The 26,446-nt window shown below is 66.7% G+C and carries 32 protein-coding genes and 2 tRNA genes; 30 read left to right on the forward strand and 4 right to left on the reverse strand.

The window, feature by feature from the left end; genetic code table 11:
• Positions 1-76 precede the first annotated feature (76 nt).
• The 6 genes from cofD (at position 77) to Hhyl2_RS07635 (ending at position 5,520) form a co-directional block, all read left to right on the forward strand.
• On the forward strand, positions 77-1,069 hold the full coding sequence (cofD, locus tag Hhyl2_RS07610) for a 2-phospho-L-lactate transferase (RefSeq protein WP_483550139.1): 993 nt from the start codon (positions 77-79) through the stop codon (positions 1,067-1,069).
• On the forward strand, positions 1,069-1,812 hold the full coding sequence (locus Hhyl2_RS07615; protein WP_483550140.1) for a beta/alpha barrel domain-containing protein: 744 nt from the start codon (positions 1,069-1,071) through the stop codon (positions 1,810-1,812). Before cofD ends, Hhyl2_RS07615 begins: the two co-directional genes overlap by 1 nt.
• Complete coding sequence (locus Hhyl2_RS07620) at positions 1,809-2,648, forward strand: triphosphoribosyl-dephospho-CoA synthase (RefSeq protein WP_483550141.1); 840 nt, start codon at positions 1,809-1,811, stop codon at positions 2,646-2,648. The genes Hhyl2_RS07615 and Hhyl2_RS07620 overlap by 4 nt, the downstream gene beginning before the upstream one ends.
• Positions 2,645-3,232 (forward strand): DUF447 domain-containing protein, encoded by a 588-nt coding sequence (locus Hhyl2_RS07625; RefSeq protein WP_483550142.1) that lies wholly within the window; start codon positions 2,645-2,647, stop codon positions 3,230-3,232. Before Hhyl2_RS07620 ends, Hhyl2_RS07625 begins: the two co-directional genes overlap by 4 nt.
• A gap of 168 nt (positions 3,233-3,400) precedes the next feature.
• Complete coding sequence (locus Hhyl2_RS07630) at positions 3,401-3,592, forward strand: 30S ribosomal protein S17e (protein ID WP_276221944.1); 192 nt, start codon at positions 3,401-3,403, stop codon at positions 3,590-3,592.
• Between the two features lie 224 nt (positions 3,593-3,816).
• Complete coding sequence (locus Hhyl2_RS07635) at positions 3,817-5,520, forward strand: L-lactate permease (RefSeq protein WP_483550143.1); 1,704 nt, start codon at positions 3,817-3,819, stop codon at positions 5,518-5,520.
• Positions 5,521-5,544: 24 nt separating this feature from the next.
• Here Hhyl2_RS07635 and Hhyl2_RS07640 read toward each other — a convergent pair whose 3' ends face one another.
• Positions 5,545-6,606 (reverse strand): Mrp/NBP35 family ATP-binding protein, encoded by a 1,062-nt coding sequence (locus tag Hhyl2_RS07640; RefSeq protein ID WP_483550144.1) that lies wholly within the window; start codon positions 6,604-6,606, stop codon positions 5,545-5,547.
• A 109-nt stretch (positions 6,607-6,715) separates the two neighbouring features.
• Here Hhyl2_RS07640 and moaA point away from each other — a divergent pair, with 109 nt between their 5' ends.
• Positions 6,716-7,723, forward strand: a complete 1,008-nt coding sequence (gene moaA, locus Hhyl2_RS07645; protein WP_483550562.1) for a GTP 3',8-cyclase MoaA — start codon at positions 6,716-6,718, stop codon at positions 7,721-7,723.
• A 13-nt stretch (positions 7,724-7,736) separates the two neighbouring features.
• Here the strand turns inward: moaA and Hhyl2_RS07650 are convergent, their stop codons facing one another.
• Positions 7,737-8,036: a hypothetical protein gene (locus Hhyl2_RS07650; RefSeq protein ID WP_483550145.1), complete on the reverse strand. Its 300-nt coding sequence runs from the start codon at positions 8,034-8,036 to the stop codon at positions 7,737-7,739.
• 186 nt (positions 8,037-8,222) lie between these two features.
• On the opposite strand from Hhyl2_RS07650, the gene Hhyl2_RS07655 reads away from it, so the two are divergent.
• The 22 genes from Hhyl2_RS07655 to Hhyl2_RS07760 all read left to right on the forward strand — a co-directional run bounded on the left by Hhyl2_RS07655 (position 8,223) and on the right by Hhyl2_RS07760 (position 23,295).
• Positions 8,223-8,307, forward strand: a tRNA-Ser gene (locus Hhyl2_RS07655).
• A 24-nt stretch (positions 8,308-8,331) separates the two neighbouring features.
• On the forward strand, positions 8,332-8,856 hold the full coding sequence (locus Hhyl2_RS07660; RefSeq protein ID WP_483550146.1) for a 30S ribosomal protein S13: 525 nt from the start codon (positions 8,332-8,334) through the stop codon (positions 8,854-8,856).
• Positions 8,856-9,371 (forward strand): 30S ribosomal protein S4, encoded by a 516-nt coding sequence (locus Hhyl2_RS07665; protein WP_483550147.1) that lies wholly within the window; start codon positions 8,856-8,858, stop codon positions 9,369-9,371. Before Hhyl2_RS07660 ends, Hhyl2_RS07665 begins: the two co-directional genes overlap by 1 nt.
• Positions 9,368-9,757 (forward strand): 30S ribosomal protein S11, encoded by a 390-nt coding sequence (locus Hhyl2_RS07670; RefSeq protein ID WP_284008621.1) that lies wholly within the window; start codon positions 9,368-9,370, stop codon positions 9,755-9,757. Before Hhyl2_RS07665 ends, Hhyl2_RS07670 begins: the two co-directional genes overlap by 4 nt.
• 3 nt (positions 9,758-9,760) lie before the next feature.
• Entirely contained in the window at positions 9,761-10,540 is a 780-nt protein-coding gene (locus Hhyl2_RS07675; protein ID WP_483550148.1) for a DNA-directed RNA polymerase subunit D, read from the forward strand.
• A 105-nt stretch (positions 10,541-10,645) separates the two neighbouring features.
• A tRNA-Leu gene (locus Hhyl2_RS07680) sits at positions 10,646-10,730 on the forward strand.
• Between the two features lie 24 nt (positions 10,731-10,754).
• Positions 10,755-11,102, forward strand: a complete 348-nt coding sequence (locus Hhyl2_RS07685) for a 50S ribosomal protein L18e (protein WP_483550149.1) — start codon at positions 10,755-10,757, stop codon at positions 11,100-11,102.
• Complete coding sequence (locus tag Hhyl2_RS07690; protein ID WP_483550150.1) at positions 11,099-11,536, forward strand: 50S ribosomal protein L13; 438 nt, start codon at positions 11,099-11,101, stop codon at positions 11,534-11,536. Before Hhyl2_RS07685 ends, Hhyl2_RS07690 begins: the two co-directional genes overlap by 4 nt.
• Positions 11,530-11,928 (forward strand): 30S ribosomal protein S9, encoded by a 399-nt coding sequence (locus Hhyl2_RS07695; protein ID WP_483550151.1) that lies wholly within the window; start codon positions 11,530-11,532, stop codon positions 11,926-11,928. The genes Hhyl2_RS07690 and Hhyl2_RS07695 overlap by 7 nt, the downstream gene beginning before the upstream one ends.
• Before the next feature lie 11 nt (positions 11,929-11,939).
• Complete coding sequence (locus tag Hhyl2_RS07700) at positions 11,940-12,140, forward strand: DNA-directed RNA polymerase subunit N (RefSeq protein WP_166970841.1); 201 nt, start codon at positions 11,940-11,942, stop codon at positions 12,138-12,140.
• Positions 12,137-12,316 carry a DNA-directed RNA polymerase subunit K gene (locus Hhyl2_RS07705; RefSeq protein ID WP_276221962.1) on the forward strand — a complete coding sequence of 60 codons (180 nt, stop codon included), beginning with the start codon at positions 12,137-12,139 and terminating at the stop codon, positions 12,314-12,316. Before Hhyl2_RS07700 ends, Hhyl2_RS07705 begins: the two co-directional genes overlap by 4 nt.
• A complete protein-coding gene (eno, locus tag Hhyl2_RS07710; protein WP_483550152.1) occupies positions 12,313-13,518 on the forward strand; it encodes a phosphopyruvate hydratase in 1,206 nt (401 codons plus the stop codon). Before Hhyl2_RS07705 ends, eno begins: the two co-directional genes overlap by 4 nt.
• On the forward strand, positions 13,515-14,297 hold the full coding sequence (gene rpsB, locus Hhyl2_RS07715) for a 30S ribosomal protein S2 (protein WP_483550153.1): 783 nt from the start codon (positions 13,515-13,517) through the stop codon (positions 14,295-14,297). The genes eno and rpsB overlap by 4 nt, the downstream gene beginning before the upstream one ends.
• A gap of 113 nt (positions 14,298-14,410) precedes the next feature.
• The gene (locus Hhyl2_RS07720; protein WP_483550154.1) at positions 14,411-14,818 is read left to right on the forward strand and encodes a DUF5518 domain-containing protein; all 408 of its coding nucleotides are present in this window, start codon (positions 14,411-14,413) and stop codon (positions 14,816-14,818) included.
• A 74-nt stretch (positions 14,819-14,892) separates the two neighbouring features.
• On the forward strand, positions 14,893-15,273 hold the full coding sequence (locus Hhyl2_RS07725) for a DUF5518 domain-containing protein (protein ID WP_483550155.1): 381 nt from the start codon (positions 14,893-14,895) through the stop codon (positions 15,271-15,273).
• A 47-nt stretch (positions 15,274-15,320) separates the two neighbouring features.
• Entirely contained in the window at positions 15,321-16,676 is a 1,356-nt protein-coding gene (locus Hhyl2_RS07730) for a cytochrome P450 (RefSeq protein ID WP_483550156.1), read from the forward strand.
• A gap of 24 nt (positions 16,677-16,700) precedes the next feature.
• Entirely contained in the window at positions 16,701-17,684 is a 984-nt protein-coding gene (gene mvk / locus Hhyl2_RS07735; protein WP_483550157.1) for a mevalonate kinase, read from the forward strand.
• Positions 17,681-18,427, forward strand: a complete 747-nt coding sequence (locus tag Hhyl2_RS07740; protein ID WP_483550158.1) for an isopentenyl phosphate kinase — start codon at positions 17,681-17,683, stop codon at positions 18,425-18,427. Before mvk ends, Hhyl2_RS07740 begins: the two co-directional genes overlap by 4 nt.
• Before the next feature lie 32 nt (positions 18,428-18,459).
• Positions 18,460-19,647: a hypothetical protein gene (locus tag Hhyl2_RS07745; RefSeq protein WP_483550159.1), complete on the forward strand. Its 1,188-nt coding sequence runs from the start codon at positions 18,460-18,462 to the stop codon at positions 19,645-19,647.
• Positions 19,648-19,902: 255 nt separating this feature from the next.
• Positions 19,903-21,249 carry an RNase J family beta-CASP ribonuclease gene (locus Hhyl2_RS07750; RefSeq protein WP_483550160.1) on the forward strand — a complete coding sequence of 449 codons (1,347 nt, stop codon included), beginning with the start codon at positions 19,903-19,905 and terminating at the stop codon, positions 21,247-21,249.
• A 4-nt stretch (positions 21,250-21,253) separates the two neighbouring features.
• Complete coding sequence (idsA3, locus tag Hhyl2_RS07755) at positions 21,254-22,294, forward strand: geranylfarnesyl diphosphate synthase (RefSeq protein ID WP_483550161.1); 1,041 nt, start codon at positions 21,254-21,256, stop codon at positions 22,292-22,294.
• A gap of 62 nt (positions 22,295-22,356) precedes the next feature.
• On the forward strand, positions 22,357-23,295 hold the full coding sequence (locus Hhyl2_RS07760; protein ID WP_483550162.1) for an ArsA family ATPase: 939 nt from the start codon (positions 22,357-22,359) through the stop codon (positions 23,293-23,295).
• Positions 23,296-23,301: 6 nt separating this feature from the next.
• On the opposite strand, the gene Hhyl2_RS07765 is transcribed toward Hhyl2_RS07760, so the two are convergent.
• Positions 23,302-23,697 (reverse strand): hypothetical protein, encoded by a 396-nt coding sequence (locus Hhyl2_RS07765; protein ID WP_483550163.1) that lies wholly within the window; start codon positions 23,695-23,697, stop codon positions 23,302-23,304.
• 71 nt (positions 23,698-23,768) lie between these two features.
• Positions 23,769-24,554 carry a helix-turn-helix transcriptional regulator gene (locus Hhyl2_RS07770; RefSeq protein WP_483550164.1) on the reverse strand — a complete coding sequence of 262 codons (786 nt, stop codon included), beginning with the start codon at positions 24,552-24,554 and terminating at the stop codon, positions 23,769-23,771.
• Between the two features lie 85 nt (positions 24,555-24,639).
• Here Hhyl2_RS07770 and Hhyl2_RS07775 point away from each other — a divergent pair, with 85 nt between their 5' ends.
• Complete coding sequence (locus tag Hhyl2_RS07775) at positions 24,640-26,373, forward strand: glutamate--tRNA ligase (protein WP_483550165.1); 1,734 nt, start codon at positions 24,640-24,642, stop codon at positions 26,371-26,373.
• Positions 26,374-26,446 lie beyond the last annotated feature (73 nt).

Below are 26,446 nucleotides of genomic sequence, written 5' to 3' on the forward strand. Positions count from 1 at the left end.
CGGTTTTCAGGGATGATTCTGTGTCCGGACGGTCACAGGGCCACGTTTATACACGCCCTCCCCCCTACGTCGGCGTATGGTGACGTTTCTCGCCGGCGGGACAGGGACACCCAAACTCCTGGCCGGCGCCGACGACATCTTCCCACCCGCCGAGACGACTGTCGTCGCCAACACCGGCGACGACGTCGAACTCGGTGGCCACCTCGTCTGCCCGGACCTCGATACCGTGTTGTTCCTCGGCGGCGACGTCCTGGACCGGGAGACCTGGTGGGGGATCGACGACGATTCGACCGAGACACACGACGAACTACATCGCCTCGCGGACGCCGCTGACCTGGCGACCGGGCCGAGATTCCTCCCGGACGAGAGACAGACGGCAGGCCGGAACATCGCCAGGTGGCGGCGGTTCTCCGGCGTCGCCGAGTTCATGCTCATCGGCGACCGCGACCGTGCGGTCCACGTCACGCGGACCTCGTTACTGGACGAGGGACGATCGCTGACAGAGGTTACCCGGACGCTGGCGTCGGCGTTCGACCTCCAACGGACACTCTTGCCGATGAGCAACGACCCCGTGGCGACCATCATCCACACCCCGTCCGGGCCGATGCACTTCCAGGAGTGGTGGGTCGGCCGGAACGGCGACCCCACGGTCTCCGACGTGGAGTTCCGCGGCGCCGCCGACGCTATCGCGACAGATGCAGTACTGACAGCACTCGACGATCCCGTCGTGATCGGACCGTCCAACCCCGTGACCTCCATCGGGCCGATGCTCGCCGTCGACGGCATCGAAGCCGCACTCCGGGAGACGACCGTCGTCGCCGTCTCGCCGTTCGTCGGCGACGAGGTGTTCTCCGGCCCGGCAGCGGACCTGATGGCCGGCACCGGCGCCGACCCGAGCACCGCCGGGGTCGCCGAATCGTACCCGTTCGCCGACGCGTTCGTCCTCGACACCGAGGACGCGACCGAACTGGACCGACCCGTCGTCAGGACCGACACGACGCTCGCTGGACCGGCCGACGCGGACCGAGTCGCCCACGCCGTCGACAGTGCACTGGAGGAGTGTCACTGATGTTCCAGCCACGGGTAGCGCTGGCGAGTCTGAGTGGAGAATCTGACGCCGACTGGGCACGGGCCGTCGCCGAACACGTCGGCTGTGCCTTCCTGGGTGGTATCGCGCTGGACGACGCGACCCGCGCGGCTGCCCAGGAGCTGGTCGAACGGGACCGGACGGAGTTCCTCCCGACCGATCCCATCGCGTTCGTCGACGAGCAGCTCCGAGCGCTCGAAGACGTCCCGCTCCGACCAGGCTTCAACGTCCGTAGTGCGACCACAGAACCGATCCAGCGTGTGGCCCAGGTCTGTCGGGACCACGACGCGATCCTCGAGGTGAACGCCCACTGCCGACAGGCGGAGATGTGTACCGCCGGCAGCGGCGAGTCGCTCCTCCAGGAGCCGGGCCGACTGGCGGAACAGGTCGCGGTTGCCAGCGAGGCCGGCGCGACCGTCTCGGTGAAGGTCAGAGCCGAGGTCGACGGCGTCGACCTCCCGTCTGTCGCCGCGCGGATCGAGGACGCAGGGGCGGACATCGTCCACGTCGACGCGATGGACTCGGAACGGGTCGTCGAGCGGGTCGTAACTGCGACGGACCTGTTCGTCGTCGCGAACAACGGCGTTCGGGACCGCGAGAGCGTCCGGGAGTACCGCCAGTACGGTGCCGACGCCGTCAGTGTGGGCCGTGCCAGTGACGAGCCAGCGACCCTCCGACGTGTCCGTGCGGCTGTCGGGTCGGCCATGATGGAGGAGCGCCGATGACCGGGCGGTCTATTGCTCAGGACGCCGAACTGGCACTCCTGCTCGAAGTGACCGGGACGCCGAAACCAGGCAACGTCGACCGGGTTCACGACCACGACGACCTCCGGTTCGAGCACTTCATGGCCGGTGCAGTCGGGGCGCGTCCGGGCCTGGAGCGCGCGGCCGACGGCGAGCGGGTGGGTCGGGCGTTCGAGCGTGCCGTCGCCGGGATGGCCCAGCAATCGGCCGGCAACACGCAGTTCGGCGCGCTACTGGTTCTCACACCCCTGGTCGCAGCGGCCAGAGAGGACGCGCTGACGCCCGCAGGAGCCGACGACGTCGTCCAGGCGACGACGGTCGCGGATGCCGCCGACTTCTACCGTGCCTTCGAGCACGTCGACGTCGCTGTCGACGACCCGCCGGAAGGAATGGAGCCACTGGACGTCAGGCGCGGGGCCGACGCCATTCCGGAGCTGGAAGCACAGGGGCTCACCCTGTACGACGTGATGGACCGGAGCGCCGCAGTCGACGGCGTCGCCGCCGAATGGGTCGGGCAGTTCCGTCGCGTCTTCGCTGCCGGTGAGCAGATCGTCGACGACGACGGCCCCGTTCCGGACCGCGCTGCCAGCGTCTTCCTGGCGCTGCTGGCCGACCAACCAGACACGTTCGTCGCCAAGCAGCGGGACTGGGAGACGGCCGAGATGGTCCAGCAGCGGGCACGGGCGGTGCTGGACGGCGAGGAAGACGCCGTGGCGCTCGCCGACGAACTGGTCGACCGGGGGATCAACCCCGGCACGACGGCCGATCTGGTCGCCGGCGCGCTGTTCGTCGCACTCCGGCGGGGGGTCGAAGTATGACTGGCGCCGACGGCTGGCCGGTCGAGTTGGACGGGGTCACGGAGTCAGTCGTGACGACGCTCGGTCCGAACGATCTGTGGAACCTGGCCGCACTGGGTGTCCACGCCCCCGACGGCGACGAACCCGCGACGGCCACGACCTGGGGCCGGACCCGGACCTGGCGGAACTTCCGGGAGCGTGGCAGCGGTTACGTCCAGTTCACGCAGGACCCCGTCGACTTCGTCGAGGCAGCGCTGTCGATCCGCGAGGAGAGCGACCCGGTCATCGAGAGCGCCGACGCGTGGGTGTGTGTGACAGTCGAGCGTCTCGATTCCGGAACCGAGGGCGACACGCAGTGGGTCGAGTGGGCGTTGCAACCGGTCGAATCGGCCGTCGAGCGGCGTGTGGTGCCGACGACGAATCGTGGGCACGCGGCCGTCGTCGAGGCGACGGTCGCAGCCTCGCGGCTGGACGTGGCGGCCTACGACCGGGAGACGATGCTGGACCGGCTGGCGTACTTCGAGTCCGTCGTCGGGACGGCCGGAAGCGAACGCGAACGAGCGGCGTTCGAGCGGGTCCGAGAACTGGTCGACGCCGAGTGGTAGCGAGCAGGTGCCACGGGAGTGGGGGCCGACGTGCTGTGACACACAACCGCTGGACACGCCGGGTCGACGATCAGAACACAGCGGGTGTGGTCCCGTCTCGGGTGATAAAGCTTCGCGCGTGTAGCGTGATTCGAACCCTTTTTGAGTCCCACCTGGCAATCAACGCGCATGGCAATCAAACCCGCCTACGTCAAGAAGACAGGGCGACTCCTGATGGAGCGATACCCCAACGCCTTCGGGGCCGACTTCGAGCACAACAAGGACGTCGTCGAGGAACTGACCAACATCGAGTCCAAGGGCGTCCGCAACCGTATCGCGGGCTACGTGACGCGCAAGCAGAACACCGCCGTCGAAGCGTAACGTTCTCTCTCACTGTCTGCTGTCGCGCTATCGGCCAGCCGCGCGTACTGCCCAACCATGCGTCACGATCTGAGTGGCCGGCCTGCTTGAGAGTCGTGGCACGTGTCTTTCCCGAGGTTTGATGTGCCAACACGGGAGACCTATCCCTGAATCAGGAGTCGGGATACGCGCTGACGTGCAGCGTGGGTCGGTGGTTCCGGACTCCAACAGGGAGACCAGAGAAGATGGTACTCGAAACTGCACTGGCGGCACTTCCACTAGTACTCATCGCGGTGTTGCTCGTCGGCCTGCTCTGGCCCGCTGCGCGGGTGATGCCAGTTGCATGGGCTGTCGCCGCACTGATCGCGTTCGTCGTCTGGGAGATGCCTGCCACATTCGTCGCCGCTGCCAGTATCAAGGGCGTCATGGCGGCAGTCGAGATCCTCTGGATCGTGTTCGGAGCCCTCGTCTTGCTCTATACGCTCACTCGCTCCGGCGCGGTCGATCGGATCAACCGGGGGTTCGCCTCGATCAGCGACGACCGGCGTGTCCAGGTCGTCCTCCTGGGCTTCTATCTGTCGGCGTTCATCGAGGGTGTCGCCGGCTTCGGGACCCCCGCAGCCGTCGTCGCACCACTGCTGCTGGCACTCGGTTTTCCCGCGCTGGCAGCGGTCCTGGCCGCACTCATCGGCCACGCGGTCGCCACCGTGTTCGGCGCGGTCGGGACACCTGTCGTCGTCGGGTACCGGACACCACTGGCCGCTGTCGAGGGAGAGATCGCCGAGGGCACCGGGATGACCGTCGCCCAGTACGCGACGGAGGCATCTGTCTATGCCGCCCTGTTCAACGGCATCCTCGGAGTCTTCATGCCGTTGCTGGCCGTCACGGTGGTAGTCTACTTCTTCGGCGAGGAACGGTCGCTGGCGCCGGTCCGACCAGTCGTGCCGCTCGCACTTGTCTCGGGAGTTCTCTTTGCCGTTCCCTACGTGGCCATCGCCGCGCTCGTCGGACCCGAGTTGCCCTCGCTGCTCGCCTCGATGGTCGGGGGCAGTCTGGTCGCGGGGTTGCTCCGTGCCGGGTATCTCCAGCCGGAGACGACCTGGACCTTCCCCGACCGGGAGACGTGGCCCGACCACTGGGTCGGCGAGATCGAACCGGGCGACGATACGGCACAGCCCAGGGCGACTGATAGCGGCGCCGACTCGATGGGGATTCTGCGTGCGTGGACACCGTATCTCGTCCTCGTGGTCCTCCTGATCGCGACGCGCGTGATCGGTCCAGTCGCGGCCTTCCTGCAGGATGGCCCGCTGCTGGCGATCACGTGGGACATCTTCGGGACCGGATTCGAGGGGACGGTCCGCTGGGCGTACGTACCCGGAACCTGGCTGATCGTCAGCGCCCTGGTCGCGATCCCGCTGTTCGGGATGGACCGCGAGCAGGTAGTGGGCGCGTGGCGGGACGCCCTCGGAAAGATAGCGCTCCCCGCCATCGCGTTGCCGTTCGTGATCGCGATGGTGGAGATCATGCTCGGGACTAACGCGCACGGAACCGCACCGGCCGACGAGAGCATGATCGTCCTTCTCGCCGACAGCACCGCCGCAGCAGTCGGCCCTGCCTACCCGATGGTCGCGCCGGTTGTCGGGACCATCGGCTCGTTCGTCGCAGGGTCGATCACAGTGAGCAACATCACCTTCACCGCCTTCCAGTTCGAGGTCGCACAGACACTCGGGATGCCGACGCTCGTTCTCGTCGCGGCCCAGTCGATCGGCGCGGCGATCGGGAACCTGATCGCGATCCACAACGTCATCGCGGCGCTTGCGACTGTCGGTCTGGTCGGTGCAACCGGCCGTGTGATCCGGCTGAACCTGGTTCCGCTGGCCTACTATCTCGTCGGAGGAGGCGTGGTGACGACGCTCGCCGTCTACGTCTTCTTCCCGTCGGTGTTCTGAGCGCCGGACGCTGCGACGACGGGATTACCGTTCGGGTTCGGTCAGCTGGGCGTCCATCTGGCGCTTCCGATGGATGATACCCTGCATGTCCGCCGTGCGGGCCGTGAGCTGGCGGAACGCGTCGCCGGTCTCGCTCTCTTCGTCCAGCACCAGTGGCTGGCCGCTGTCGCCGCCCTCCCGGACGCTCGGGTCGAGCGGAACCTCGCCCAGGAACGGCATGTCGGTCTCCTCGGCGAACTCGCGGCCGCCGCCGCTGCCGAAGATGTCGTGGTCGCCGCCACAGTCCGGACAGACGAACGTCGACATGTTCTCGACGATTCCGAGGACGGGCGTCTCGTGGCGACCGAACATCCGGAGCCCCTTGCGGGCGTCGTCCAGCGCGACCTCCTGGGGCGTCGTGACGATGACCGCGCCGGAGACGGGGACCTGCTGGAGCATCGTCAGCTGTGTGTCGCCGGTCCCCGGCGGTAGATCGACCACCATGTAATCGAGGCTCCCCCAGACGACGTCCTCCCAGAGCTGTGTGAGGACGTTGTCGACCATCGGGCCACGGAAGATGACCGGGTCGTCCTTGCCGACCAGGAAGTCCATGCTCATCAACTTCATCCCGTACTTCTCGACGGGGATGATCTGCTCGTCCTCGGTTGCGCGTGGCGATTCGTCGGCGTCGAGCATGCGCGGGACGTTCGGCCCGTAGACGTCGGCGTCGAACAGGCCGACGCGTGCGCCCAACCGCGAGAGCCCGGCTGCGAGGTTCACGGCGACGGTCGACTTCCCGACGCCACCCTTCCCCGAGGCCACGGCGATGACGTTCTTGACGTTCGGGAGCGGGTCCTCTGCCTCGGGAACCCCGCGGTCGACGCTGGCCGAGAGGTCGACCGCGTAGTCCAGATCCGAGAGCGCCTCGCGGACCTCGTTCGCCATCGCTGTTTCCGCCGGCGAGTAGGGGGCCCCCAGCGCGAGGTCGATCCGTATCTCCCCCTCGTCCACCTCGATGCTGTTGACGAGACCGAGCGAGACGATGTCGTCCCCCAGATCGGCGTCCTCGACCGACCTGAGCCGGTCACGCACGTCAGATTCGTCCATAGGTTCGGTAGGCTCCGGAGGTCCGATAAGGATTGTGTCCCCCGACGAGCACTCCCAGATTCTTGCACGGGACGGCTGATTTATACGGATGGGTCTGCAAGCCATTGGCGTGCTGGAGGACGACCACGGCCGCGAGGTCTCACAGGTCAGGGTGTCCCTGACCGACCGGTGTAACTTCGACTGCGTCTACTGCCACAACGAGGGGCTGGGCGACACGCGCGGGCCGATGGAGCCACAGGACGACGAGATGGCGACCGACGACGTGGTCCGCTTTCTGGAGGTCGCCCGCGAGTTCGACGTCGACGCGGTGAAGTTCACCGGCGGCGAACCGATGCTCCGCCAGGACCTCGCGGAGATCATCCGGCGGACGCCCGATGGGATGGAAGTCTCGCTGACCACCAACGGAACCTTCCTCCCTGGGCGCGCCGACGAACTGGTCGATGCCGGGCTCGAACGGGTCAACGTCTCCCAGGACGCCATCGACCCCGAAGCCTTCGCCGAAGTCACCAAGAGCGGAGCCTACGACACGGTCATCGAGGGCGTGGAGGCCGCACTCGACGCGGGGCTGGATCCGGTGAAACTGAACATGGTCGTCTTCGAACCGACGGCGGGGTACGTCCCCGAGATGGTCGACCACGTCGCGAGTGAGGCGGGCCTTCGCCTCCAGTTGATCGAGTACATGCCGGAGCTGGTCGGCCGGCCGGAGTGGGCCATCGACATCCAGCGCGTCCACGACTGGCTCGCCGACCAGGCCGACCGGATCGAGGTCCGCGAGATGCACGACCGCAAGCGGTACTGGGTGAGCGACGACGACGGGAACGAGGGGATGGTCGAGATCGTCGACCCCGTCGAGAACCCGACCTTCTGCGAGCACTGCCACCGCGTGCGTGTCACACACGATGGGAAACTCAAGGGGTGTCTCAACCGGACCGACGACCTCCGGTCGATGGGTGAGATGACTCGCGACGAGATCCGCGAGACGTTCCGCGAGACCGTCGCCAACCGCGTCCCCTACTACGGCGAGTACATGGTCCGCGAGGACGGCGAATGGATTGTCAACGAAGAGTACGTGAACCGCGGACCCGCTGTCGAACCGGCACCGACAGACGACGACTGAGTCGTTCGCCGTGTCACGGTCGCCTGAAGGTATACGAGACAGCCCCGGATTCGACGTGGAGGGCGCCGCTCTCGTGGTCGAAGACGAGCCGGTCCGCCGTCCCGTCGAACCCGTGGAGGGGCATACCTGTACTCACCCGCCCGGACGGGTCGACAGCCACGGAAGTGGCGTGGCTGAACACGGCCCGGAGCGTCCCGTCGGCTGTCTCGCTGACCGTCTCCTCACCGGCGAACCGTTCCAGATGGTCTCGGAGTGCGTCTCTGTCGGCCGGGTCGACGGCCGTGCCACCGTCGGCGGTGCGTCGCTGTGTCATGCCCGACGTTCGCTCCCCAGACGTGAGACCTTTGCGACGGTTCCGGCCCGGACGTATGTCGTACTCTCACGGGGGCGCGCCACTCCGTTGCGTTTAAATACAACCCCGGAATAGTCTGGGATACACTCGTGTAGGGGGACCGACCCCCGAGTCCGCGTGCTGCGGGCGCGAGTCTCAGATACGCGTGTCGTGGTAGCCAAGCCTGGCCCAAGGCGCAGGGTTGCTAACTCTGTGGCGTACAGCCTCCGGGGTTCGAATCCCCGCCACGACGCTCACCCACACCGACTACCCACATATGAGTGCAGAAGACCCCAACGCGGACGAGGCGGATGAGGAAGAAGAGGACATCCGCTATTTCGTCCGTATCGGACAGACAGACCTCGACGGCACCAAGTCCGTCGAACGAGCACTGACAGAACTGAACGGCATCGGGACGCGCGCTGCTCGACTCATCGCCCAGAAGGCCGAGGTCGACCGGCGTGCGGTCTTCGGCAAACTCGACGAGGACGTCATCGACGACGTCGTCGAACACGTCGAGAGTTTCGCCGACGACGTCCCGGACTGGATGGCCAATCACCAGAAGGACTACTTCACCGGTGAGACCACCCACGAGACCGGGAACGACCTCAATCTCACCCGCCGTCAGGACATCAACCGCATGAAGATGATCGACTCCTACCGTGGCATCCGCCACCAGCGAGGCCAGAAGGTCCGTGGGCAGCGAACGAAGTCTACGGGGCGTACCGAGGGCACCATCGGTGTCAACGTCGAGGCCATCAAAGAGGAGCAGGCGGAAGGCGGCGAGGAGGGTGACGAATAATGGCACTCGGTTCGAACACGAAGTTCTACGAGACGCCGAATCACCCGTTCCAGGGCGAGCGGATCGCCGACGAGGCGAACCTCATCAGCCGCTACGGCCTGAAGAACAAGGAGGAGCTCTGGCGCGCACAGTCCGAGCTCCGTGGCTACCGCCGTGAGGCCCGGAAGCTCCTGGGCAGCGCCGGCGAACACGACACCGAGGCCGAAGAGTTCCTGGCCCGCCTCAAGCGCTACGGGACCCTCGGCGAGCAGGACACGCTCGACGACGTCCTGTCGCTGGACGTCACCGACGTCCTCGAACGGCGGCTCCAGACCGTCGTCTACCGCAAGGGCTACGCGAACACGCCCGAGCAGGCCCGCCAGTTCATCGTCCACGGCCACATCACGCTCGACGGCCAGCGCGTCACGCGCCCGTCGATGAAGGTCGAGGCCGACGTCGAGAACACGCTGGGCTTCGACGAGAACAGTTCGCTTGCGGACGACCTGCACCCTGAGCGTGCGGAGGCACAAGAATGAGCGAAGAGAAAGACGGCATCACGGGCATCGCCCACGTGCACGCATCGTTCAACAACACCATCATCACCATCACCGACCAGACCGGCGCGGAGACGCTCGCGAAGAGCTCCGGCGGGACGGTCGTCAAGCAGAACCGCGACGAGGCGTCGCCGTACGCTGCGATGCAGATGGCAGAGGTCGTCGCCGAGAAGGCCCTCGACCGCGGTGTCGAGGAGGTCCACGTCCGCGTACGCGGCCCCGGTGGGAACCAGCAGACCTCCCCCGGTCCGGGTGCGCAGGCGACGATCCGCGCACTGGCTCGTGCCGGCCTGGAGATCGGCCGAATCGAGGACGTCACGCCGACGCCCCACGACGGCACGCGCGCCCCCAAGAACTCCGGATTCTAACCAATGACACAGGATTACGAGGTTGAGTTCGTCGACCGCGGTGAACGGGAGTCGCGTTTCCTCGTCCGTGGTATCACGCCGGCGTTCGCCAACGGCATCCGCCGGGCGATGATCGCCGACGTCCCCACGTTCAGTATCGACACCGTCCGGGTGATCGAGAACACGAGCGTGATGTTCAACGAGCAGATCGGGCTCCGACTGGGTCTGGTCCCGCTGACCACGGACCTCGACGACTTCGAACCTGGCGAGGAAATCACGCTGTCACTCGCCGTCGATGGACCCGGGACCGCCTACTCGGGCGACCTCGTGTCCAGCGACCCACTGGTCGAACCAGCCGACGACAACATCCCGATTATCGACCTCAAGGACGGCCAGCGCCTCGAAGTCGAGGCCGACGCCGTCCTCGATACCGGGAAGGAACACGCCAAACATCAGGGCGGCGTGGCCGTCGGCTACCGACACCTCCAGCGAGTCGAGGTCGTCGGTGACAAGGGCGAGTTCGAGGACGACGAACCGAACATCCTGCGTGGCGTCATCGAGGAACAGGCGGCCGAACACGCCGCCGGCGACGCCACCAACGGAGAGCTCGTCGCGACCGAGACGTTCGACAACGATCTGTCCAAGCGGTACCCCGGCAAGGAAGTCGAGGTGACCGACGTCGAGAACGCGTTCGTGTTCCACGTCGAGACAGACGGGTCGCTGACTGCGGACGACCTGGTCGTCCGCGGCGTCGAGACCATCCGTGATCGCGCGACAGAGCTGAAAGAAGCGGTACAACTGTAACGAAGACAATGCCCCGAGACACACCCACGGTGCCGATGACCGCAGGCCCCCGAAGCGCGAGGACCGAAAGGGGTTTTACGGGGCACGCAAAACGCATTGATGCGAGCAGGGATAGCCAAGTCAGGCCAACGGCGCAGCGTTCAGGGCGCTGTCCCGTAGGGGTCCGCAGGTTCAAATCCTGCTCCCTGCACTTTTCCTACAACGGAGGAATCATATGAGCAAGACGAACCCGAGACTCAGTAGTCTCATCGCCGACCTGAAGTCCGCCGCCCGTTCGGGCGGCGCTGTCTGGGGCGACGTCGCCGAGCGCTTACAGAAGCCACGGCGCACACACGCGGAAGTCAACCTGGGCCGCATCGAGCGGTACGCCCAGGAAGACGAGACCGTCGTGGTGCCCGGCAAGGTGCTCGGTTCCGGTGTCCTGCAGAAGGACGTCACCGTCGCCGCCGTCGACTTCTCCGGAACGGCCGAGAAGAAGATCGACCAGGTTGGAGAGGCTGTATCACTCGAACAGGCAATTGAAAACAATCCCGACGGCTCCCAGATCCGGGTGATCCGATGAGCGTCGCAGAGTTCGATGCAGACGTCGTCGTCGACGCCCGCGACTGTATCATGGGCCGTGTGGCCTCCCAGGTCGCCGAGACGGCACTGGCTGGCGAGACCGTCGCAGTGGTCAACGCCGAACAGGCCGTCATTACGGGCCGGGAGAACCAGATCGTCGAGAAGTACAAGAAACGTGTCGACATCGGGAACGACAACGGGTACTTCTACCCCAAGCGACCAGACGGCATCCTCAAGCGCGCGATCCGCGGGATGCTCCCCCACAAGAAGCAGCGTGGCCAGGATGCCTTCGAGAACGTCCGCGTCTACGTCGGCAATCCGCACGACGAGGACGGCGACATCCTCGAGGGAACGTCGCTTGACCGACTGTCGAACATCAAGTTCGTCACGCTGGCGACAGTCAGCGAGCAACTCGGAGCGAACAAGACATGGTAACGAACACGTCCGGAAAGAAGAAGACAGCCGTCGCCCGCGCGACCATCCGCGAGGGCGAGGGACGCGTGCGTATCGACTCCCAGCCGGTCGAACTGGTCGAGCCGGAGCTGGCTCAGCTGAAGATGCTGGAGCCGTTCCGCATCGCGGAGGAGGAACTCCGCGACGACGTCGACGTCGAGGTCACCGTCGAAGGTGGCGGTGTCATGGGGCAGGCAGACGCCGCCCGCACTGCCATCGCTCGCGGTCTCGTCGACTTCACCAACGACGCCGAACTCCGCGACGCGTACATGGAGTTCGACCGCTCGCTGCTGGTCAACGACGTCCGCCAGTCCGAACCGAAGAAGTGGGGCGGTCCCGGCGCTCGGGCTCGCTACCAGAAGTCCTACCGCTGAGGTGATCAAGTATGATGGTACCGGTCCGGTGTTTCACCTGCGGTAACGTCGTCGGCGAGCACTGGGAGGAGTTCAAGGCACGCACCCGCGAAGCCGAGGAGCCCGAGGACCCCGAGATGGTCCTCGACGAGCTCGGCGTCGAGCGGCACTGCTGTCGCCGGATGCTCGTCTCGCACAAGGATCTCGTCGACATCGTCGCACCCTACCAATGAACGCACAGGAAAGCCGATACGAGAAGGCCCGCAAACTCGGCGCACGAGCGCTGCAGCTGGCCCACGGCGCACCCGTGCTCATCGAGACGGAGCAGACCCAGCCCATCCTCATCGCGGCCGAGGAGTACGACGCCGGGGTGCTCCCCTTCACAGTCAGACGAGGTGACCACAAATGACGCTCATCACAGACGTACGACTCCGCCGCGTCCTCGACTCGCGTGGGAACGCGACCGTCGAGGCCGACGTCCTCACGGAGAGTGGGGGCTTCGGCCGCGGCAAGGCACCGAGCGGTGCAAGCACCGGCGAGTACGAGGCCATCGAACTCCCGGCACAGGAGGCCATCGCGAACGCTCGCGAAGAGGCACTTCCCCGGCTCATCGGCGAGGTCCACGCCGGTAACCAGCGCGACGTCGACGCCGCGCTGCACGCTGCCGACGGCACGGACGACTTCTCGGGAATCGGTGCTAACTCGGCGGTCGCCATCTCGATGGCGGCGGCCAAGGCCGGTGCCGACGTGCTGGGCGCACCGCTGTTCCAGCACCTCGGTGGCACCTTCCGTGGCAACGAGTACCCGACGCCGCTTGGCAACATCATCGGCGGCGGCGAACACGCCGCGGATGCCACCAACATCCAGGAGTTCCTCGCGGCCCCCGTCGGCGCACCGAGCATCGAGGAGGCCGTCTTCGCCAACGCCGCGGTCCACCAGGAAGTCCACGACATCCTGGCCGACCGCGACCTGCCCGCGGGCAAGGGCGACGAGGGTGCGTGGGCGCCCTCCGTCTCGGACGACGAGGCCTTCGAGATCATGGACGAGGCCGTCGAAACCGTCGCGGACGACTTCGGCTTCGCCATCACCTTCGGCCTCGACGTCGCCGGTGCCGAACTGTACGACGACGAGGAGGACGGCTACGTCTACGACGACGGCGTCAAGTCGACCGAGGAGCAGATAGAGTACATCGCAGAGAAGGTCGAAGAGTACGACCTCGTCTACGTCGAGGACCCCCTCGACGAGAACGACTACGAGGCCTTCGCGGACCTGACCGACCAGGTCGGCGACCAGACGCTGATCTGCGGGGACGACCTGTTCGTCACCAACGTCGAGCGCCTGCAGGCAGGCATCAACGCCGGTGCCGCCAACAGTATCCTCATCAAGCCCAACCAGATCGGGACCCTGACCGACGCCGTCGACGCCATCGAACTGGCGACCGAGAACGGCTACGAGTCGGTCGTCTCCCACCGGAGCGGCGAGACCGAGGACACCACCATCGCACACCTCGCTGTCGCGACCGCGGCACCGTTCATCAAGACGGGCGCGGTCGGCGGCGAGCGAACAGCCAAGCTGAACGAACTGATCCGTATCGAGGACAACGCAGTATGAGCGGCAACGAGAAAGAAGGTCTCGACGCGTCAGAGTCCGACTTCGACCCGTCCGACGACGAGGAAGTCGACGCCGATGCAGAGGCCCAGACGGAAGCCGAACAGCCCGCCGACGCCGCCGACGAGGCGGCCGAGGACGAAGCAACAGCCGAGGAAGAGCCACAGCTCGACGAGGACGTCATGCCCGACGAGCAGGCCGAGGCGGACCTGCTGATCCCCGTCGACGACTACCTCGGCGCCGGTGTCCACATCGGGACCCAGCAGAAGACCAAGGACATGGACCGGTTCATCCACCGCGTCCGGACCGACGGGCTCTACGTGCTGGACGTCTCGATGACCGACCAGCGTATCCGCACCGCAGCGGACTTCCTGGCCAACTACGAGCCCGAGCAGATCCTCGTGGCTTCCTCGCGCCAGTACGGCCGCTTCCCGGCCGAGAAGTTCGCCGAGGCCGTCGGGGCACGCGCCCGGACGGGCCGGTTCATCCCCGGTACGCTGACCAACCCGGACTACGACGGCTACATCGAACCCGACGTCGTGGTCGTCACCGACCCCATCGGCGACGCCCAGGCCGTCAAGGAGGCCATCACGGTCGGAATCCCGGTCATCGCGATGTGTGACTCCAACAACACCACGTCCAACGTGGACCTGGTCGTCCCGACGAACAACAAGGGTCGCAAGGCCCTGTCGGTCGTCTACTGGCTGCTGGCCAACGAGACGCTCGACCGCCGCGGTGCCGAACCCGCCTACGGGCTCGACGACTTCGAGTCCGGTATCTGAGGGCCGTCTTCGCGCTGTTTCTGTTTCTTCGACCTCCCGTAGCGGGAGGGCTCGCGCTCGGGGAGCTCTCGGCCGGCGTAAGAATTACCAGTCACCCAAAAAAAGAGCGATCCATGGCAGTCCAAGAAGAGACGTCGCGACAGACGAGCGACAACGGAACCCTCCTCAACGCAGTGATCGGTGCGATCGCGACGGCCGTCCTGAGTGGATTCGTCCCCTTCGCCCCCCTGTTCGGCGGCGGCATCGCCGGCTATCTCGAAGGTGGGACACGCAACGACGGGCTCAAGGTCGGGGCCATCTCAGGGGGCATCGCGCTCGTGTTTGCGATGCTCCTGTTCGGCGTGTTCTTCCTGTTCGGGTTCGGCCTCGTTGCGCTGGACGCACCGGCCGCGTTACCCGCCGTCGGTATCCTGTTCCTCCTGTTTGCCCTCGTCATCGGGCTCATCTACATCGTCGGTCTCAGCGCGGCCGGCGGGTGGATCGGGAACTACGTCAAGTACGAGACCGACCTCGGGAGCTGAGGACGAGTCAGTGGCCGCATCGACAGGACAGCGCGGAAACTACATCATGACGCGGCGACAAGCAGCCAGATGAGATGCGCGAGACGCTGACCGACGCGGGGATGGGGGCGCTCGTGACACTCGTCCTCTCGTTTATCCCGTTCTCGTCAGTCGCAGGTGGTGCCGTCGCGGCACACCGCCACGGCGGTGGGTACGGGCGTGGACTCTGGCTCGGGACGCTAGCCGGTATCGGGGCGATGGTGCCGCTGCTGGCACTGTTCGTGCCGGCGCTGTACATCGCTGGCCTGCTCGGGTTCGGTATCCCACCGTCGTCGCCGGCCTACGACGTCTTCCTCGCGCTGGTGTTCGTGTTCTTCCTCGCGTACACAGTCGGGAGCAGCGCCCTCGGCGGGCTCTGTGGCGTCTGGGCGCGATCCAACACCGACTGGAATCTCGACCCGGGCCGGTGGCTGTAATCCCGTTTGGCACACGATTCAAACGTGTCCAGCCCTAACTCCGTCCGATGTCAGGCACGCCGCCAGGCCCGAAGGGGGAACCGCTGTTCGGGAGCAGTCGCACGTACGCCCGGAACCCGTTCCGGTTCATCTCGGCCCTGGAACGGGCCTACGGCGATGTCACCCGGTTCGACATGGGGCCGATGGATACGTTCATGATCTGCGATCCGACGGCCATCGAGCGGATCCTCGTCTCCGAGGCCGACCACTTCCGCAAGCCGGACTTCCAGGGAGACGCGTTGGGGGATTTGCTCGGTGACGGGCTCCTCCTGAGCGAGGGTGAGACCTGGGAACAGCAGCGCCAGCTCGCGAACCCGGCCTTCTCGATGAGTCGCCTCTCCGGGATGGCGGACCGCATCACCGGCCACGCCGAGGATCGCATCGCCGGTTGGGCGGACGGCGACGTCGTCAACGCCGAACAGGTGATGACACGCACCACCCTGGACGTCATCCTCGATCTGATGATGGGCGTCGAACTGCCCGAGGAGACCGTCCGGACCATCGAGGAGCAACTGATGCCGCTGGGTGAGCGATTCGAACCGGACCCGATCCGGTTCGCCGCGCCCCGGTGGATGCCGATGCCCGACGACGCGAAGTTCGACCGCGCGGTCGAGACGCTCGATGGGGTGCTAGACGACATCATCGAGACACGGGAGGGGACCATCGGCGACGACGAGGACGGGCCGATGGACTTCCTGTCGGTGCTGTTGCGAGCGCGCGACCAGGGCGAGCAGTCCCCCGAGCTACTCCGCGACGAGATGATGACGATGCTGCTGGCGGGCCACGACACGACGGCGCTGACACTGACCTACACCTGGTTCCTGCTGTCGGAACACCCCGAGGCCGAGCGGCGCGTCCACGAGGAACTGGACGAGGTCGTCGGCGACGACCGGCCGGGGATGGAACACGTCCGGGACCTGGACTACCTGGAGTGGGTCATCCAGGAGGCGATGCGGCTCTATCCGCCGGTCTACACCATCTTCCGGGAGCCGACGGTCGACGTCGAACTGTCGGGCTACTCGGTGCCGGCCGGGACGACGCTGATGCTCCCGCAGTGGGGAGTCCACCGCTCGGGACGGTTCTACGAGGATCCCGAGACCTTCGACCCCGAGCGATGGCGGCCCGAGCGCGCCCGCGAGCGGCCCCGCTTCGCCTACTTCCCGTTCGGCGGCGGCCCGCGCCACTGTATCGGCAAACACCTGGCGATGCTCGAAGCACAGCTCATCACCGCGACGACCGCGAAAGAGTACCGGCTGGAGTTCCTCGGACAGACGCCCCTGGAGCTGATGCCCTCGCTGACCGCGCATCCGCGCCAGGAGATGTCGATGCGGGTCATAGAGCGGGACCGCTCCGAAAACGCCTAACCCCCTCGGTGACCACGAGCGGGTATGGTCACGTCGAGCGCTCCCGGGAAGGTCTACCTCTTCGGGGAGCACGCAGTCGTCTACGGCGAGCCGGCGGTCCCGTGTGCCATCGAGCGACGGGCACGCGTGACGGCGAACGAGCGCGACGAGGGGTTGCGGGTCCACGTCGACGATCTCACACTCGACGGCTACACCGTCGAGTACACCGGGGAAGACGGGGGCCACCCGGACCTGGACGCCGACGAGTCCCTCGTCAAGGCGGGCGTCGGCTACATCAACGAGGCGGTGGCACAGGCCCGCGAGGTCGCCGATAGACCCGACGCCGGCTTCGAGATCGTCGTCGAGAGCGACATCCCGCTGGGGGCCGGCCTCGGCTCGTCGGCGGCAGTCGTCGTCGCGGCCATCGACGCCGCCTCGCGAGAACTCGGCGTCGAACTCACCCCCGAGGAAATCGCCGACCGGGCCTACCAGGTCGAGTACGAGGTCCAGGACGGGCAGGCCTCCCGTGCGGACACGTTCTGCTCGGCGATGGGCGGAGCCGTCCGCGTTGAGGGTGACGACTGTCGACGGATCGACGGCGTCGGCACGCTTCCGTTCGTCATCGGCTACGACGGCGGTGCGGGTGACACCGGGGAACTCGTCGCCGGCGTGCGAGCGCTCCGCGAGGAGTACGACTTCGCCGCCGACACCGTCGGCGCCATCGGCGACATCGTCCGGCAGGGCGAGTCGGTGCTGGGCACCGACGACTACGAAGGCCTGGGGGAACTGATGGACTTCAATCACGGCCTCCTGGCCGCCCTGGGCGTCTCCTCGCGGTCGCTGGACGCGATGGTCTGGGCGGCCCGCGAGGGCGGCGCGACCGGCGCGAAACTGACCGGAGCGGGCGGCGGCGGCTGTATCGTCGCCCTGGACGAGACCGACGGCGCGCTCACCGCACTCCGGTACACACCGGGCTGTGAGGACGCCTTCCGGGCCGAACTGGACACCGACGGGGTCCGCCAGGAATGACGACGGTCCTGAAACTCGGCGGGAGCGTCGTCACCGTCAAGGACGAACCGGAGACCGTCGACGAGGACGCGCTAGCGGCGGCGGCCGAGGCAGTGGCTGCCGGCAATGACGACCTCGTCGTGGTCCACGGCGGGGGGAGCTTCGGCCACCACCACGCGGCCGAACACGGCGTGAGCACGATCGACGGCACCCACGATGTCGCAGCGGTCCAGGCCATCCACGGCGCGATGAGACGACTCAACGACAGCGTCGTCGAGGCGCTGACCGAACATGGTGTTCCCGCGGTCCCCGTCCACCCGCTGTCGGCTGGCTCGCGTGAGACGGACGGAGCGCTCTCGCTCCCGACCGAACAGGTGCGGACGGCCCTCGACGAAGGGTTCGTCCCGGTCCTGCACGGCGACCTCGTCTTCCACGCCGGGAAGGGCGCGACCGTCCTCTCCGGCGACGAACTGGTCGTCGAACTGGCGACGGCAGTGCGTGCCGACCGCGTGGGCGTCTGCTCGACAGTGCCGGGCGTCCTCGACACCGAAGGTACCGTGATCGAGCGGATCGACGCCATCGACGAGGTGGCCGCAGCGCTCGGTGCCAGCGACGCGACCGACGTCTCCGGCGGGATGGCCGGGAAGGTCCGGCAACTGCTCGCGTTGTCGGCACCTGCACAGATCTTCGGGCCCGATGCGCTTCCGGAGTTCGTCGCCGGTGGGACCCCCGGGACGACGGTCGGCGGCGCGGAACCGTCGTAACCTATTTGCCACGCGTTGTCGATTGTCGAACCATGTCTGCTGTTGGGTTACCCGACGTCTACCGGTACGGAACAAAGTTCCTCGGCTATCTCCTCGTCGTAGCCCTGATCGGCGGCGGCCTCGTCGCCATCGGAAACACGATATTCGCCCTGCGAGCGGTCGACGGTGCACAGAACGCTGGCGCCCGTGCGATCCTCGGAATCGTCGTCTCGGTGGTCGGCATCTTACTGACCATCTCGGGGACGTTCGGCCTCCTCCACAAACTCGTCGCGGACGCAGCCATGGTCGGCGTCGTCGCAGCCAGGCCCGAATCCACGGACGAAGAACCGGCCCAGGGGCGGGATCAACCCGAGTCACGGGAGCGCGTCCAGCGCACCGAGAGCGCGAGTGGTACCGCAGCCAGCGCCGCCGCAGCCAGTCGTGAAGAGCCACACACCGAGACGGTCGACGAGCAAGCGAGTCCCACCCAGACCGCCGACCACGGTGGGGAGACGGCGACAGCAGCGTCGAGCGACCCCGAGCCGACGGAGTCGACCACGGTGGCGACGGAACCGACAGAGCAGAGCGACCCACTGGAGTCGGCGACGACGGCACCGGAACCGACAGGGTCGGACGAACCACGTGATTCGAGCACGACGAGACGTGAACAGACCGGATCCGTCTCCGAGTCGTCGTCCCGGTCGACGGAGGACACCACCTCCCAGCAGTCCTCGCCACCGACAGGGCCGCCAGACTCGTCGGGGTCGTCAACGACCGCAGCGTCGAGTGACGACCGCTCGTCCGGAACAGCGAGTAGCGCGACCGAGGCCGATACAGACGACACTGCACCGCCACAGGAGTGGTCGCCTCCGGAGCCGACGGATATCGACGAGGAAGACGATGACGACGGGATGGACCCGTTCGAATCGCCGTCGGTCGACGAGACGAACAGGGCCGACCAGGGGGCGGACTCGAATGTATCGTCCCAGGAGCCAGTGGACACCGGCACCGACACCTTCGAACCGGAACCGATCGAGGACCCCGACTCGTTCGACACCGGCGAGACCGACCCGTTCGTCTCCGAACCGGGCGACGCCGGCGACGAGTCGCTGGTCGACCCCACGGCCGACCCCGAAGAGCCGTCGGATCAGTCCGATGAGTCCGACGTCGGCGGGTTCGACGTCGACAGCGACGACGGCGACCCGCTCTCGGACGCCCTGGACGACGAGCAGTCGAAGTGAACCCACACCGTTTTAAGACGGCGCGTTGTAGAGCCGAATAACCGAGCGCACGGCCGCCCGCAGGGCGCGGATCGGCGGCCGGCAGACGACGGGTGCAAGTCGTCCGGACGAGAGTCCCCCTTCCGGCACACTGGCTACGGGTTTCCCGGCTGGCCGCCGTGCCGACACGGAATCGAGACGCTGTTTCACAGCCGTTACCGTCGTCGCCACTGCCGACCGCGTGCTCGCGGACGGCTTCCACTCGGAGCTACAACCATGGAAGTCGAAATCGCAACAATCGGCGGATACGAGGAGGTCGGCCGTCAGATGACGGCAGTCCGTGCAGGTGACGACGTCGTCATCTTCGACATGGGCCTGAACCTCTCGAAGGTACTGATTCACGACAACGTCGAGACCGAGCGGATGCACTCGCTCGACCTCATCGACATGGGTGCGATCCCGGACGACCGCGTCATGTCCGATCTGGAGGGCGACGTCAAGGCGATCGTGCCGACACACGGTCACCTCGACCACATCGGCGCCATCTCGAAGCTCGCCCACCGCTACGACGCCCCCATCGTCGCGACGCCCTTTACCATCGAACTGGTCAAACAACAGATCAAGGGCGAGGAGAAGTTCGGCGTCCAGAACGACCTCATCAAGATGGAGGCCGGCGAGACGATGGACATCGGCGACCGCAACGAACTGGAGTTCGTCAACGTCACCCACTCCATCATCGACGCCATCAACCCCGTCCTCCACACCCCCGAGGGGGCCGTCGTCTACGGGCTGGACAAGCGCATGGACCACACGCCTGTCATCGGCGACCCCATCGACATGGAGCGGTTCCGCGAGATCGGTCGCGAAGGCGAGGGCGTCCTCGCGTACATCGAGGACTGTACGAACGCCGGCAAGAAGGGACGGACCCCCTCCGAGTCGGTGGCCCGACGCCACCTCAAGGACGTCATGTACAGCATCGAGGACTACGACGGCGGGATCGTCGCCACCACGTTCTCCAGCCACATCGCCCGCGTGAAGTCGCTGGTCGAGTTCGCCGACGACATCGGTCGGCAGCCAGTCCTGCTGGGCCGGTCGATGGAGAAGTACTCGGGCACCGCCGAGCGACTCGACTTCGTCGACTTCCCCGAGGACCTGGGGATGTACGGCCACCGCAAATCCGTCGACCGGACGTTCAAGCGGATCATGAACGAGGGCAAGGAGAACTTCCTGCCGATCGTCACCGGCCACCAGGGCGAACCGCGCGCGATGCTCACCCGGATGGGCCGCGGCGAGACGCCCTACGAACTGGACAACGGCGACAAGGTCATCTTCTCGGCGCGGGTCATCCCCGAGCCGACCAACGAGGGCCAGCGCTACCAGTCCGAGAAGCTCCTGGGCATGCAGGGCGCCCGTATCTACGACGACATCCACGTCTCGGGCCACCTCAACCGCGAGGGCCACTACGAGATGCTCGACGCGCTCCAGCCCCGGAACGTCATCCCTGCCCACCAGAACCTCAAGGGCTTCGCGCCGTACGTCGACCTCTGTGAGGACAACGGCTACAAGGTCGGTCGCGACCTGCACGTGACGCGCAACGGGAACATGATCCAGCTCACCGAGTAACAGCATGTCCGAACGCCATCAGCAGGTCGAGGACGCAATCGTCGCCCGCCGTGAGCGGGTCAACAGCGCGCTCTCGGAGGACCTGCCGGTCACGAAGCCGGCCCACCTCTACGAGGCGTCGCGGTACCTGCTGGACGCTGGTGGCAAGCGGCTTCGGCCTACTGTCCTGTTGCTCGTCGCGGAGGCACTGCTGGACGTCGAGCCGTTGTCGACCGACTACCGGGCGTTTCCGACGCTGGACGACAGCGAGGCCGACGTGCTCGCCGCCGCTCAGGCCATCGAGGTCATCCAGACGTTCACGCTCATCCACGACGACATCATGGACGACGACCCCCTCCGACGTGGGGTCCCCGCGGTCCACGAGGAGTACGACCTCTCGACGGCCATCCTGGCCGGCGACACGCTGTACTCGAAGGCCTTCGAGTTGCTGCTATCGACCGGCGCGGCGGCCGAGCGGTCCGTCACGGCGACCAAGCGTCTGGCGACGACCTGTACGCGCATCTGTGAGGGCCAGTCGCTCGACATCGAGTTCGAGCAGCGCGAGGCTGTCACGCCCGAGGAGTACCTGGAGATGGTCGAACTCAAGACCGCCGTCCTCTACGGTGCGGCGGCGGCCATCCCGGCGACGCTACTCGGCGCCGACGAGGAGACCGTCGACGCGCTGTACAACTACGGCCTGGACGTCGGTCGGGCCTTCCAGATCCAGGACGACCTGCTCGATCTGACGACGCCCTCGGAGAAACTGGGCAAACAGCGTGGCTCGGATCTCGTCGAGGAGAAACAGACGCTCGTGACGCTCCACGCCCGCCAGCAAGGTGTCGACGTCGAGTCGCTGGTCGACACCGAGGACGTCGACGCCGTCTCGGAAGCCGAGATCGACGCAGCCGTCGACCGTCTCCACGAGGTCGGCTCTATCGAGTACGCTCGCGAGACGGCGAACGATCTCATCGCCAGCGGGAAGGAGAACCTCGGTGTCCTGCCGGACAACGAGGCCCGCTATCTGCTCGAAGGGATCGCGAACTACCTCGTCGAGCGCGAGTACTGACGCGGGCGCTTTTTCCGGTCGTGCGGGACACCAGTTATACCGTATCGAGCCCTAGCGCCGCTGTGACCCAGTTCGTCCTCTACGGTGGCAAGGGTGGCGTCGGCAAGACGACCGTCGCGTCGGCGACGGGACTGGCACTGGCACGTGACGGAGCCGAGACGCTGATCGTCTCGACCGACCCGGCTCACTCGCTGGCCGACGCCGTCGGAACCGACCTGGGCAGCGACCCCGTCGAGATCCGTGACCGGTGCTGGGGCGTCGAGGTCGACCCACAGACCGGTATCGACCGCTACCGCAAACTGTTCGAGGCCCTCGCGGCGGAGTTCGGCGAGGCCGGGATCGACCTCGACGAGGACGAGGTCGCCGCACTGTTCACCAGCGGTGTGATGCCCGGCAGCGACGAGCTCGCGGCACTCGAAGGGCTCGCAACCTACGTAGGAAACGATCGCTGGGACCGCGTCGTCTTCGACACGGCACCCACGGGACACACGCTCCGCCTGCTCGACCTCCCGTCGGTGATGGACCGCGGGATGGCGACGGCGCTGGACCTCCGCGATCAGATCCGGCGGAAAGTCAGCACCGCCCGGACGATGATGTTCGGCCCGATGGCGAGCCGGCGGCGCGACGACGGCCCGGACGACTTCACGGAGATGCGCGACCGGATGGAGCGGGTCGGGACCGTCCTCCGGGACCCCGAGCGGACGGCGTTCCGGGCGGTCACCATCCCGGAGACGATGGCCGTCCGCGAGACCGAACGGCTGGTCGAGCAGTTGCGCTCCTTCGAGGTCCCAGTTACGACGCTCGTCGTGAACAAGATGATCGAGGAGCCCGGCGATTGCGATCGCTGTCGTGGGAAACAGGCCGTCCAGGAGGAAGCAATCGCAACGTTGCGGGGAGCACTGCCGGACCTGGACGTCTGGACGATACCCGACGAACCGGGAGAGGTTACAGGACTGGACGCACTCCAACGGGTTAGTACACACCTAGGTACCAATCTATAGCGCCGGTCAGTCGCGTCGGCGACCCAGTGCTCGTCGGACCATCGTCCCGAGCCAGACCATGGTGACACTACAGAGATAGTAGGTCACAAGCAGCCCCACGTAGTAGAGCCCGGAGTTGGACACATCCAGGATTCCCTCGACAGCGTAGACGACGTTCTCCAGCCCCCAGGGGTTGTCGTAGACGAGTATCGACAGGAGGTACGCGGGGACGTACAGGAGTATCGCAACCGGGAAGACGTACGGCTCGACAGCCGGGGCTACGTCGCCGAGAGCGCCCGCCAGCACCGGCAGGTAGGTCGCCGTGACCAGGTAGGCGAACAGTGCGAGCGTGGTCGGCCGACGGAACACGCTCCGAACCTCGGTATCAGTGGAGGGCCGAAGGGGACCGGAGAGAGAGTGCATGCACGTCCTCGTAGGCGCTGGGGGTAGTTTACGTCAGTCGCTGGCACCTGTGTCACCCCCTGTCGGTAATGTCAGGACGAGACGGCATCGAGCCCCGAAACACGTTCGCTCCGGTCGCGGTGGCGCTCGAAACAGCCACTCGCCCACTCGTAGAACGCGGGGTCGCTCCCGTCGGCCAGTGCGTGGAGTTGTCCCTGGTCGTCGTATGCCAAGAGGAACACCCGGTCGTCGGTCAGTGTCAGCCCGAACGAGAGCGGATCGGGGTGGCGGTACAGCGAGAAGCCTGGAACACCGACGACGGTGGCGAACGCTGCCGGATTCTGCTCGCGGGCACGCTGGATAGTCGGACCGTCTAAAACGAGTTCGTGTGTGACGCCGTCGACGACCTGCCCCGCGTGGGCGTCGTGGAATAGCCGACTCAGGACCGGCGAGAGCATCCTGATCGAGTCGGTCGAGGCGGCCCCGATGGACTCGACGTAGTGGCTCACGGGCGCCTGTGGCTGGTCGGGGTCGCTCCCGACGAGCGTCGCATCGGCGAGGAGTTCCGGGCGTGGGGCCTGGTCGGCCGGGAGGTGGGCGAACAGCGGTTCCCACGCCTCGATGGTCGCCAATGCGTCGAGATACGAGCGGTGCCGTCGTGTGACCAGCCTGCCGGCAGTCGTCAGGTCGTAGGTACCGTCGTGTTTCCGTGCCCAGCCGCGCTCGGCGAACGCCGCGAGGTTCCGCTGGACGCTCCGGCGTGACTGTCCGAGGTCGTCGGCGAGGTCACTCGGCGACCCCGGTTCGTCGGCGAGCCGTTCGAGGAGTGCGAGTCGATCCGGAGAGTCGGCGAGGAAGCGGGCAGCGTCGGCAGCCATGTCTCGACCACCGACCGCCCGGAGGATAACGGTGGCGCCGCGCCAACCCGACGGCGTTTTGACCGGGGCGGTGCCAGAGTCGTGCATGGACGAGGAGCTTCGTGCCCGCATCGAGGAGGCCGCCGAGGTCGGCGCCCTGCTCAACGCGGTCAAACACGACAGCGAGGCACAGGTCGGGGCCATCATGGGGCCGCTCATGGGCGACCACCCCGAGTTCCGCGAGCACGGCGACCAGATTCCGGGCATCGTCGCCCCGGTCGTCGACCGCGTCAACGGCATGGACGCCGACCAGCGGCGTGAGCGACTGGGCGAACTCGCGCCGGAGAAACTCGAAGAGCTGGAGAGCGAGGACGAGGGCGAGGACCACCCGCTGCCGGACCTGCCGAACGTCGACGAGGACGAGGGTGTCCGGATGCGCGTCGCCCCCAACCCGAACGGGCCGTGGCACATCGGACACGCACGGATGGCTGCCGTCGTGGGCACCTACAAGGAGCGGTACGACGGCGCGTTCGTCTGCCGGTTCGACGACACCGACCCGGAGACCAAACGGCCGGACCTGGACGCCTACGACCAGATTCTGGACGCCATCGACTATCTGGGCTTCGAACCGGACTCGGTGGTGAAAGCCAGCGACCGCGTCGAGACCTACTACGAGCACGCCCGGAACCTCATCGACGCCGGCGGCGCCTACACCTGCTCGTGTCCGCAGGGCGAGTTCTCCGATCTGAAGAACAGCGGCGAGGCCTGTCCCCACCGCGAGAAGGATACCGAGACGGTCCACGAGGAGTTCGACGCGATGGTCGACGGCGAGTACGGGAGCGGCGAGATGGTGCTGCGGGTCCGGACCGACATCACACACAAGAACCCCGCGCTGCGTGACTTCGTCGCGTTCCGCATCATCGACACGCCACACCCACGCGAGGAGGCCGCCGACTACCGCTGCTGGCCGATGCTGGACTTCCAGAGCGGGATCGACGACCACCTGCTCGACATCACCCACATCATCCGCGGGATCGACCTGCAGGACTCCGCGAAGCGCCAGCAGTTCGTCTACGACTACTTCGGCTGGGAGTACCCCGAGGTCGTCCACTGGGGTCACGTGCAGGTCGACGAGTACGACGTCTCGCTGTCGACCTCGACAATCTCGGAACTGATCGCTGCGGGCGAACTCGACGGCTGGGACGACCCGCGGGCACCGACGGTCGCCAGCCTCGAACGGCGCGGCATCCGCGGCCAGGCGCTGGTCGACGCGATGGTCGAACTCGGGACCTCCACGTCGAACGTCGATCTGGCGATGTCCGCGGTCTACGCCAACAACCGCGAACTGATCGACGACGAGACGGACCGGGCGTTCTTCGTCCGCGAGGACGACGCCCACGGCGGCCTCGTCGAGCGCCAGATCGTCGGCGGTCCGGACGCCGGCGAACCGCCACTGCACCCGGACCACGAGGACCGCGGCCGCCGGGGGATCCCGGTCACGAGCGGCGTGGTGATCGAGGGCGACGACCTGCCGCCCCACGGCGAGCGGGTCTGGCTGAAGGGATACGGCTGTGTGCGCCACACCAGAGACGCGTTCGAGTACGCCGGCGACGACATCAGCGCCGTCCGCGAGGAGGGTGTCGACGTCGTCCACTGGGCGCCCGCCGACGGTCCCGCGTTCCGCCTCCGGACGATGGACGGCGACGTGACGGGGATCGGCGAGCCGGGGCTGCTGGAGTACGAACCGGACGACCTGGTCCAGTTCGAGCGGATCGGCTTCGCCCGACTGGACGCCATCGACGCGGACGGCGAGTCGGTCGCGTACTTCACCCACTCCTGATACGGATTAGGTAAGCGAGGGACCGGCACGTCTCCGGGGTCGGCGCAATTCGGAAATATTCTACAATACTCAG

This window comes from Haloarcula sp. H-hyl2 (assembly GCF_056934385.1).

Bases quoted from the DNA above. Each gene is read 5' to 3' on its own strand.
- Hhyl2_RS07630 (WP_276221944.1), top strand. From the start codon at position 3,401: ATGGCAATCAAACCCGCCTACGTCAAGAAGACAGGGCGACTCCTGATG.
- Hhyl2_RS07765 (WP_483550163.1), bottom strand. From the start codon at position 23,697: ATGCACTCTCTCTCCGGTCCCCTTCGGCCCTCCACTGATACCGAGGTT.
- Hhyl2_RS07670 (WP_284008621.1), top strand. From the start codon at position 9,368: ATGAGCGAAGAGAAAGACGGCATCACGGGCATCGCCCACGTGCACGCA.
- Hhyl2_RS07775 (WP_483550165.1), top strand. From the start codon at position 24,640: ATGGACGAGGAGCTTCGTGCCCGCATCGAGGAGGCCGCCGAGGTCGGC.
- Hhyl2_RS07635 (WP_483550143.1), top strand. From the start codon at position 3,817: ATGGTACTCGAAACTGCACTGGCGGCACTTCCACTAGTACTCATCGCG.
- Hhyl2_RS07625 (WP_483550142.1), top strand. From the start codon at position 2,645: ATGACTGGCGCCGACGGCTGGCCGGTCGAGTTGGACGGGGTCACGGAG.
- Hhyl2_RS07725 (WP_483550155.1), top strand. From the start codon at position 14,893: ATGCGCGAGACGCTGACCGACGCGGGGATGGGGGCGCTCGTGACACTC.
- Hhyl2_RS07700 (WP_166970841.1), top strand. From the start codon at position 11,940: ATGATGGTACCGGTCCGGTGTTTCACCTGCGGTAACGTCGTCGGCGAG.
- Hhyl2_RS07695 (WP_483550151.1), top strand. From the start codon at position 11,530: ATGGTAACGAACACGTCCGGAAAGAAGAAGACAGCCGTCGCCCGCGCG.
- Hhyl2_RS07690 (WP_483550150.1), top strand. From the start codon at position 11,099: ATGAGCGTCGCAGAGTTCGATGCAGACGTCGTCGTCGACGCCCGCGAC.
- Hhyl2_RS07740 (WP_483550158.1), top strand. From the start codon at position 17,681: ATGACGACGGTCCTGAAACTCGGCGGGAGCGTCGTCACCGTCAAGGAC.
- Hhyl2_RS07730 (WP_483550156.1), top strand. From the start codon at position 15,321: ATGTCAGGCACGCCGCCAGGCCCGAAGGGGGAACCGCTGTTCGGGAGC.
- Hhyl2_RS07615 (WP_483550140.1), top strand. From the start codon at position 1,069: ATGTTCCAGCCACGGGTAGCGCTGGCGAGTCTGAGTGGAGAATCTGAC.
- Hhyl2_RS07770 (WP_483550164.1), bottom strand. From the start codon at position 24,554: ATGGCTGCCGACGCTGCCCGCTTCCTCGCCGACTCTCCGGATCGACTC.
- idsA3 (WP_483550161.1), top strand. From the start codon at position 21,254: ATGTCCGAACGCCATCAGCAGGTCGAGGACGCAATCGTCGCCCGCCGT.
- Hhyl2_RS07685 (WP_483550149.1), top strand. From the start codon at position 10,755: ATGAGCAAGACGAACCCGAGACTCAGTAGTCTCATCGCCGACCTGAAG.
- cofD (WP_483550139.1), top strand. From the start codon at position 77: ATGGTGACGTTTCTCGCCGGCGGGACAGGGACACCCAAACTCCTGGCC.
- Hhyl2_RS07750 (WP_483550160.1), top strand. From the start codon at position 19,903: ATGGAAGTCGAAATCGCAACAATCGGCGGATACGAGGAGGTCGGCCGT.
- mvk (WP_483550157.1), top strand. From the start codon at position 16,701: ATGGTCACGTCGAGCGCTCCCGGGAAGGTCTACCTCTTCGGGGAGCAC.
- Hhyl2_RS07705 (WP_276221962.1), top strand. From the start codon at position 12,137: ATGAACGCACAGGAAAGCCGATACGAGAAGGCCCGCAAACTCGGCGCA.
- Hhyl2_RS07675 (WP_483550148.1), top strand. From the start codon at position 9,761: ATGACACAGGATTACGAGGTTGAGTTCGTCGACCGCGGTGAACGGGAG.
- rpsB (WP_483550153.1), top strand. From the start codon at position 13,515: ATGAGCGGCAACGAGAAAGAAGGTCTCGACGCGTCAGAGTCCGACTTC.
- Hhyl2_RS07640 (WP_483550144.1), bottom strand. From the start codon at position 6,606: ATGGACGAATCTGACGTGCGTGACCGGCTCAGGTCGGTCGAGGACGCC.
- Hhyl2_RS07665 (WP_483550147.1), top strand. From the start codon at position 8,856: ATGGCACTCGGTTCGAACACGAAGTTCTACGAGACGCCGAATCACCCG.
- Hhyl2_RS07720 (WP_483550154.1), top strand. From the start codon at position 14,411: ATGGCAGTCCAAGAAGAGACGTCGCGACAGACGAGCGACAACGGAACC.
- Hhyl2_RS07660 (WP_483550146.1), top strand. From the start codon at position 8,332: ATGAGTGCAGAAGACCCCAACGCGGACGAGGCGGATGAGGAAGAAGAG.
- Hhyl2_RS07620 (WP_483550141.1), top strand. From the start codon at position 1,809: ATGACCGGGCGGTCTATTGCTCAGGACGCCGAACTGGCACTCCTGCTC.
- eno (WP_483550152.1), top strand. From the start codon at position 12,313: ATGACGCTCATCACAGACGTACGACTCCGCCGCGTCCTCGACTCGCGT.
- Hhyl2_RS07650 (WP_483550145.1), bottom strand. From the start codon at position 8,036: ATGACACAGCGACGCACCGCCGACGGTGGCACGGCCGTCGACCCGGCC.
- Hhyl2_RS07745 (WP_483550159.1), top strand. From the start codon at position 18,460: ATGTCTGCTGTTGGGTTACCCGACGTCTACCGGTACGGAACAAAGTTC.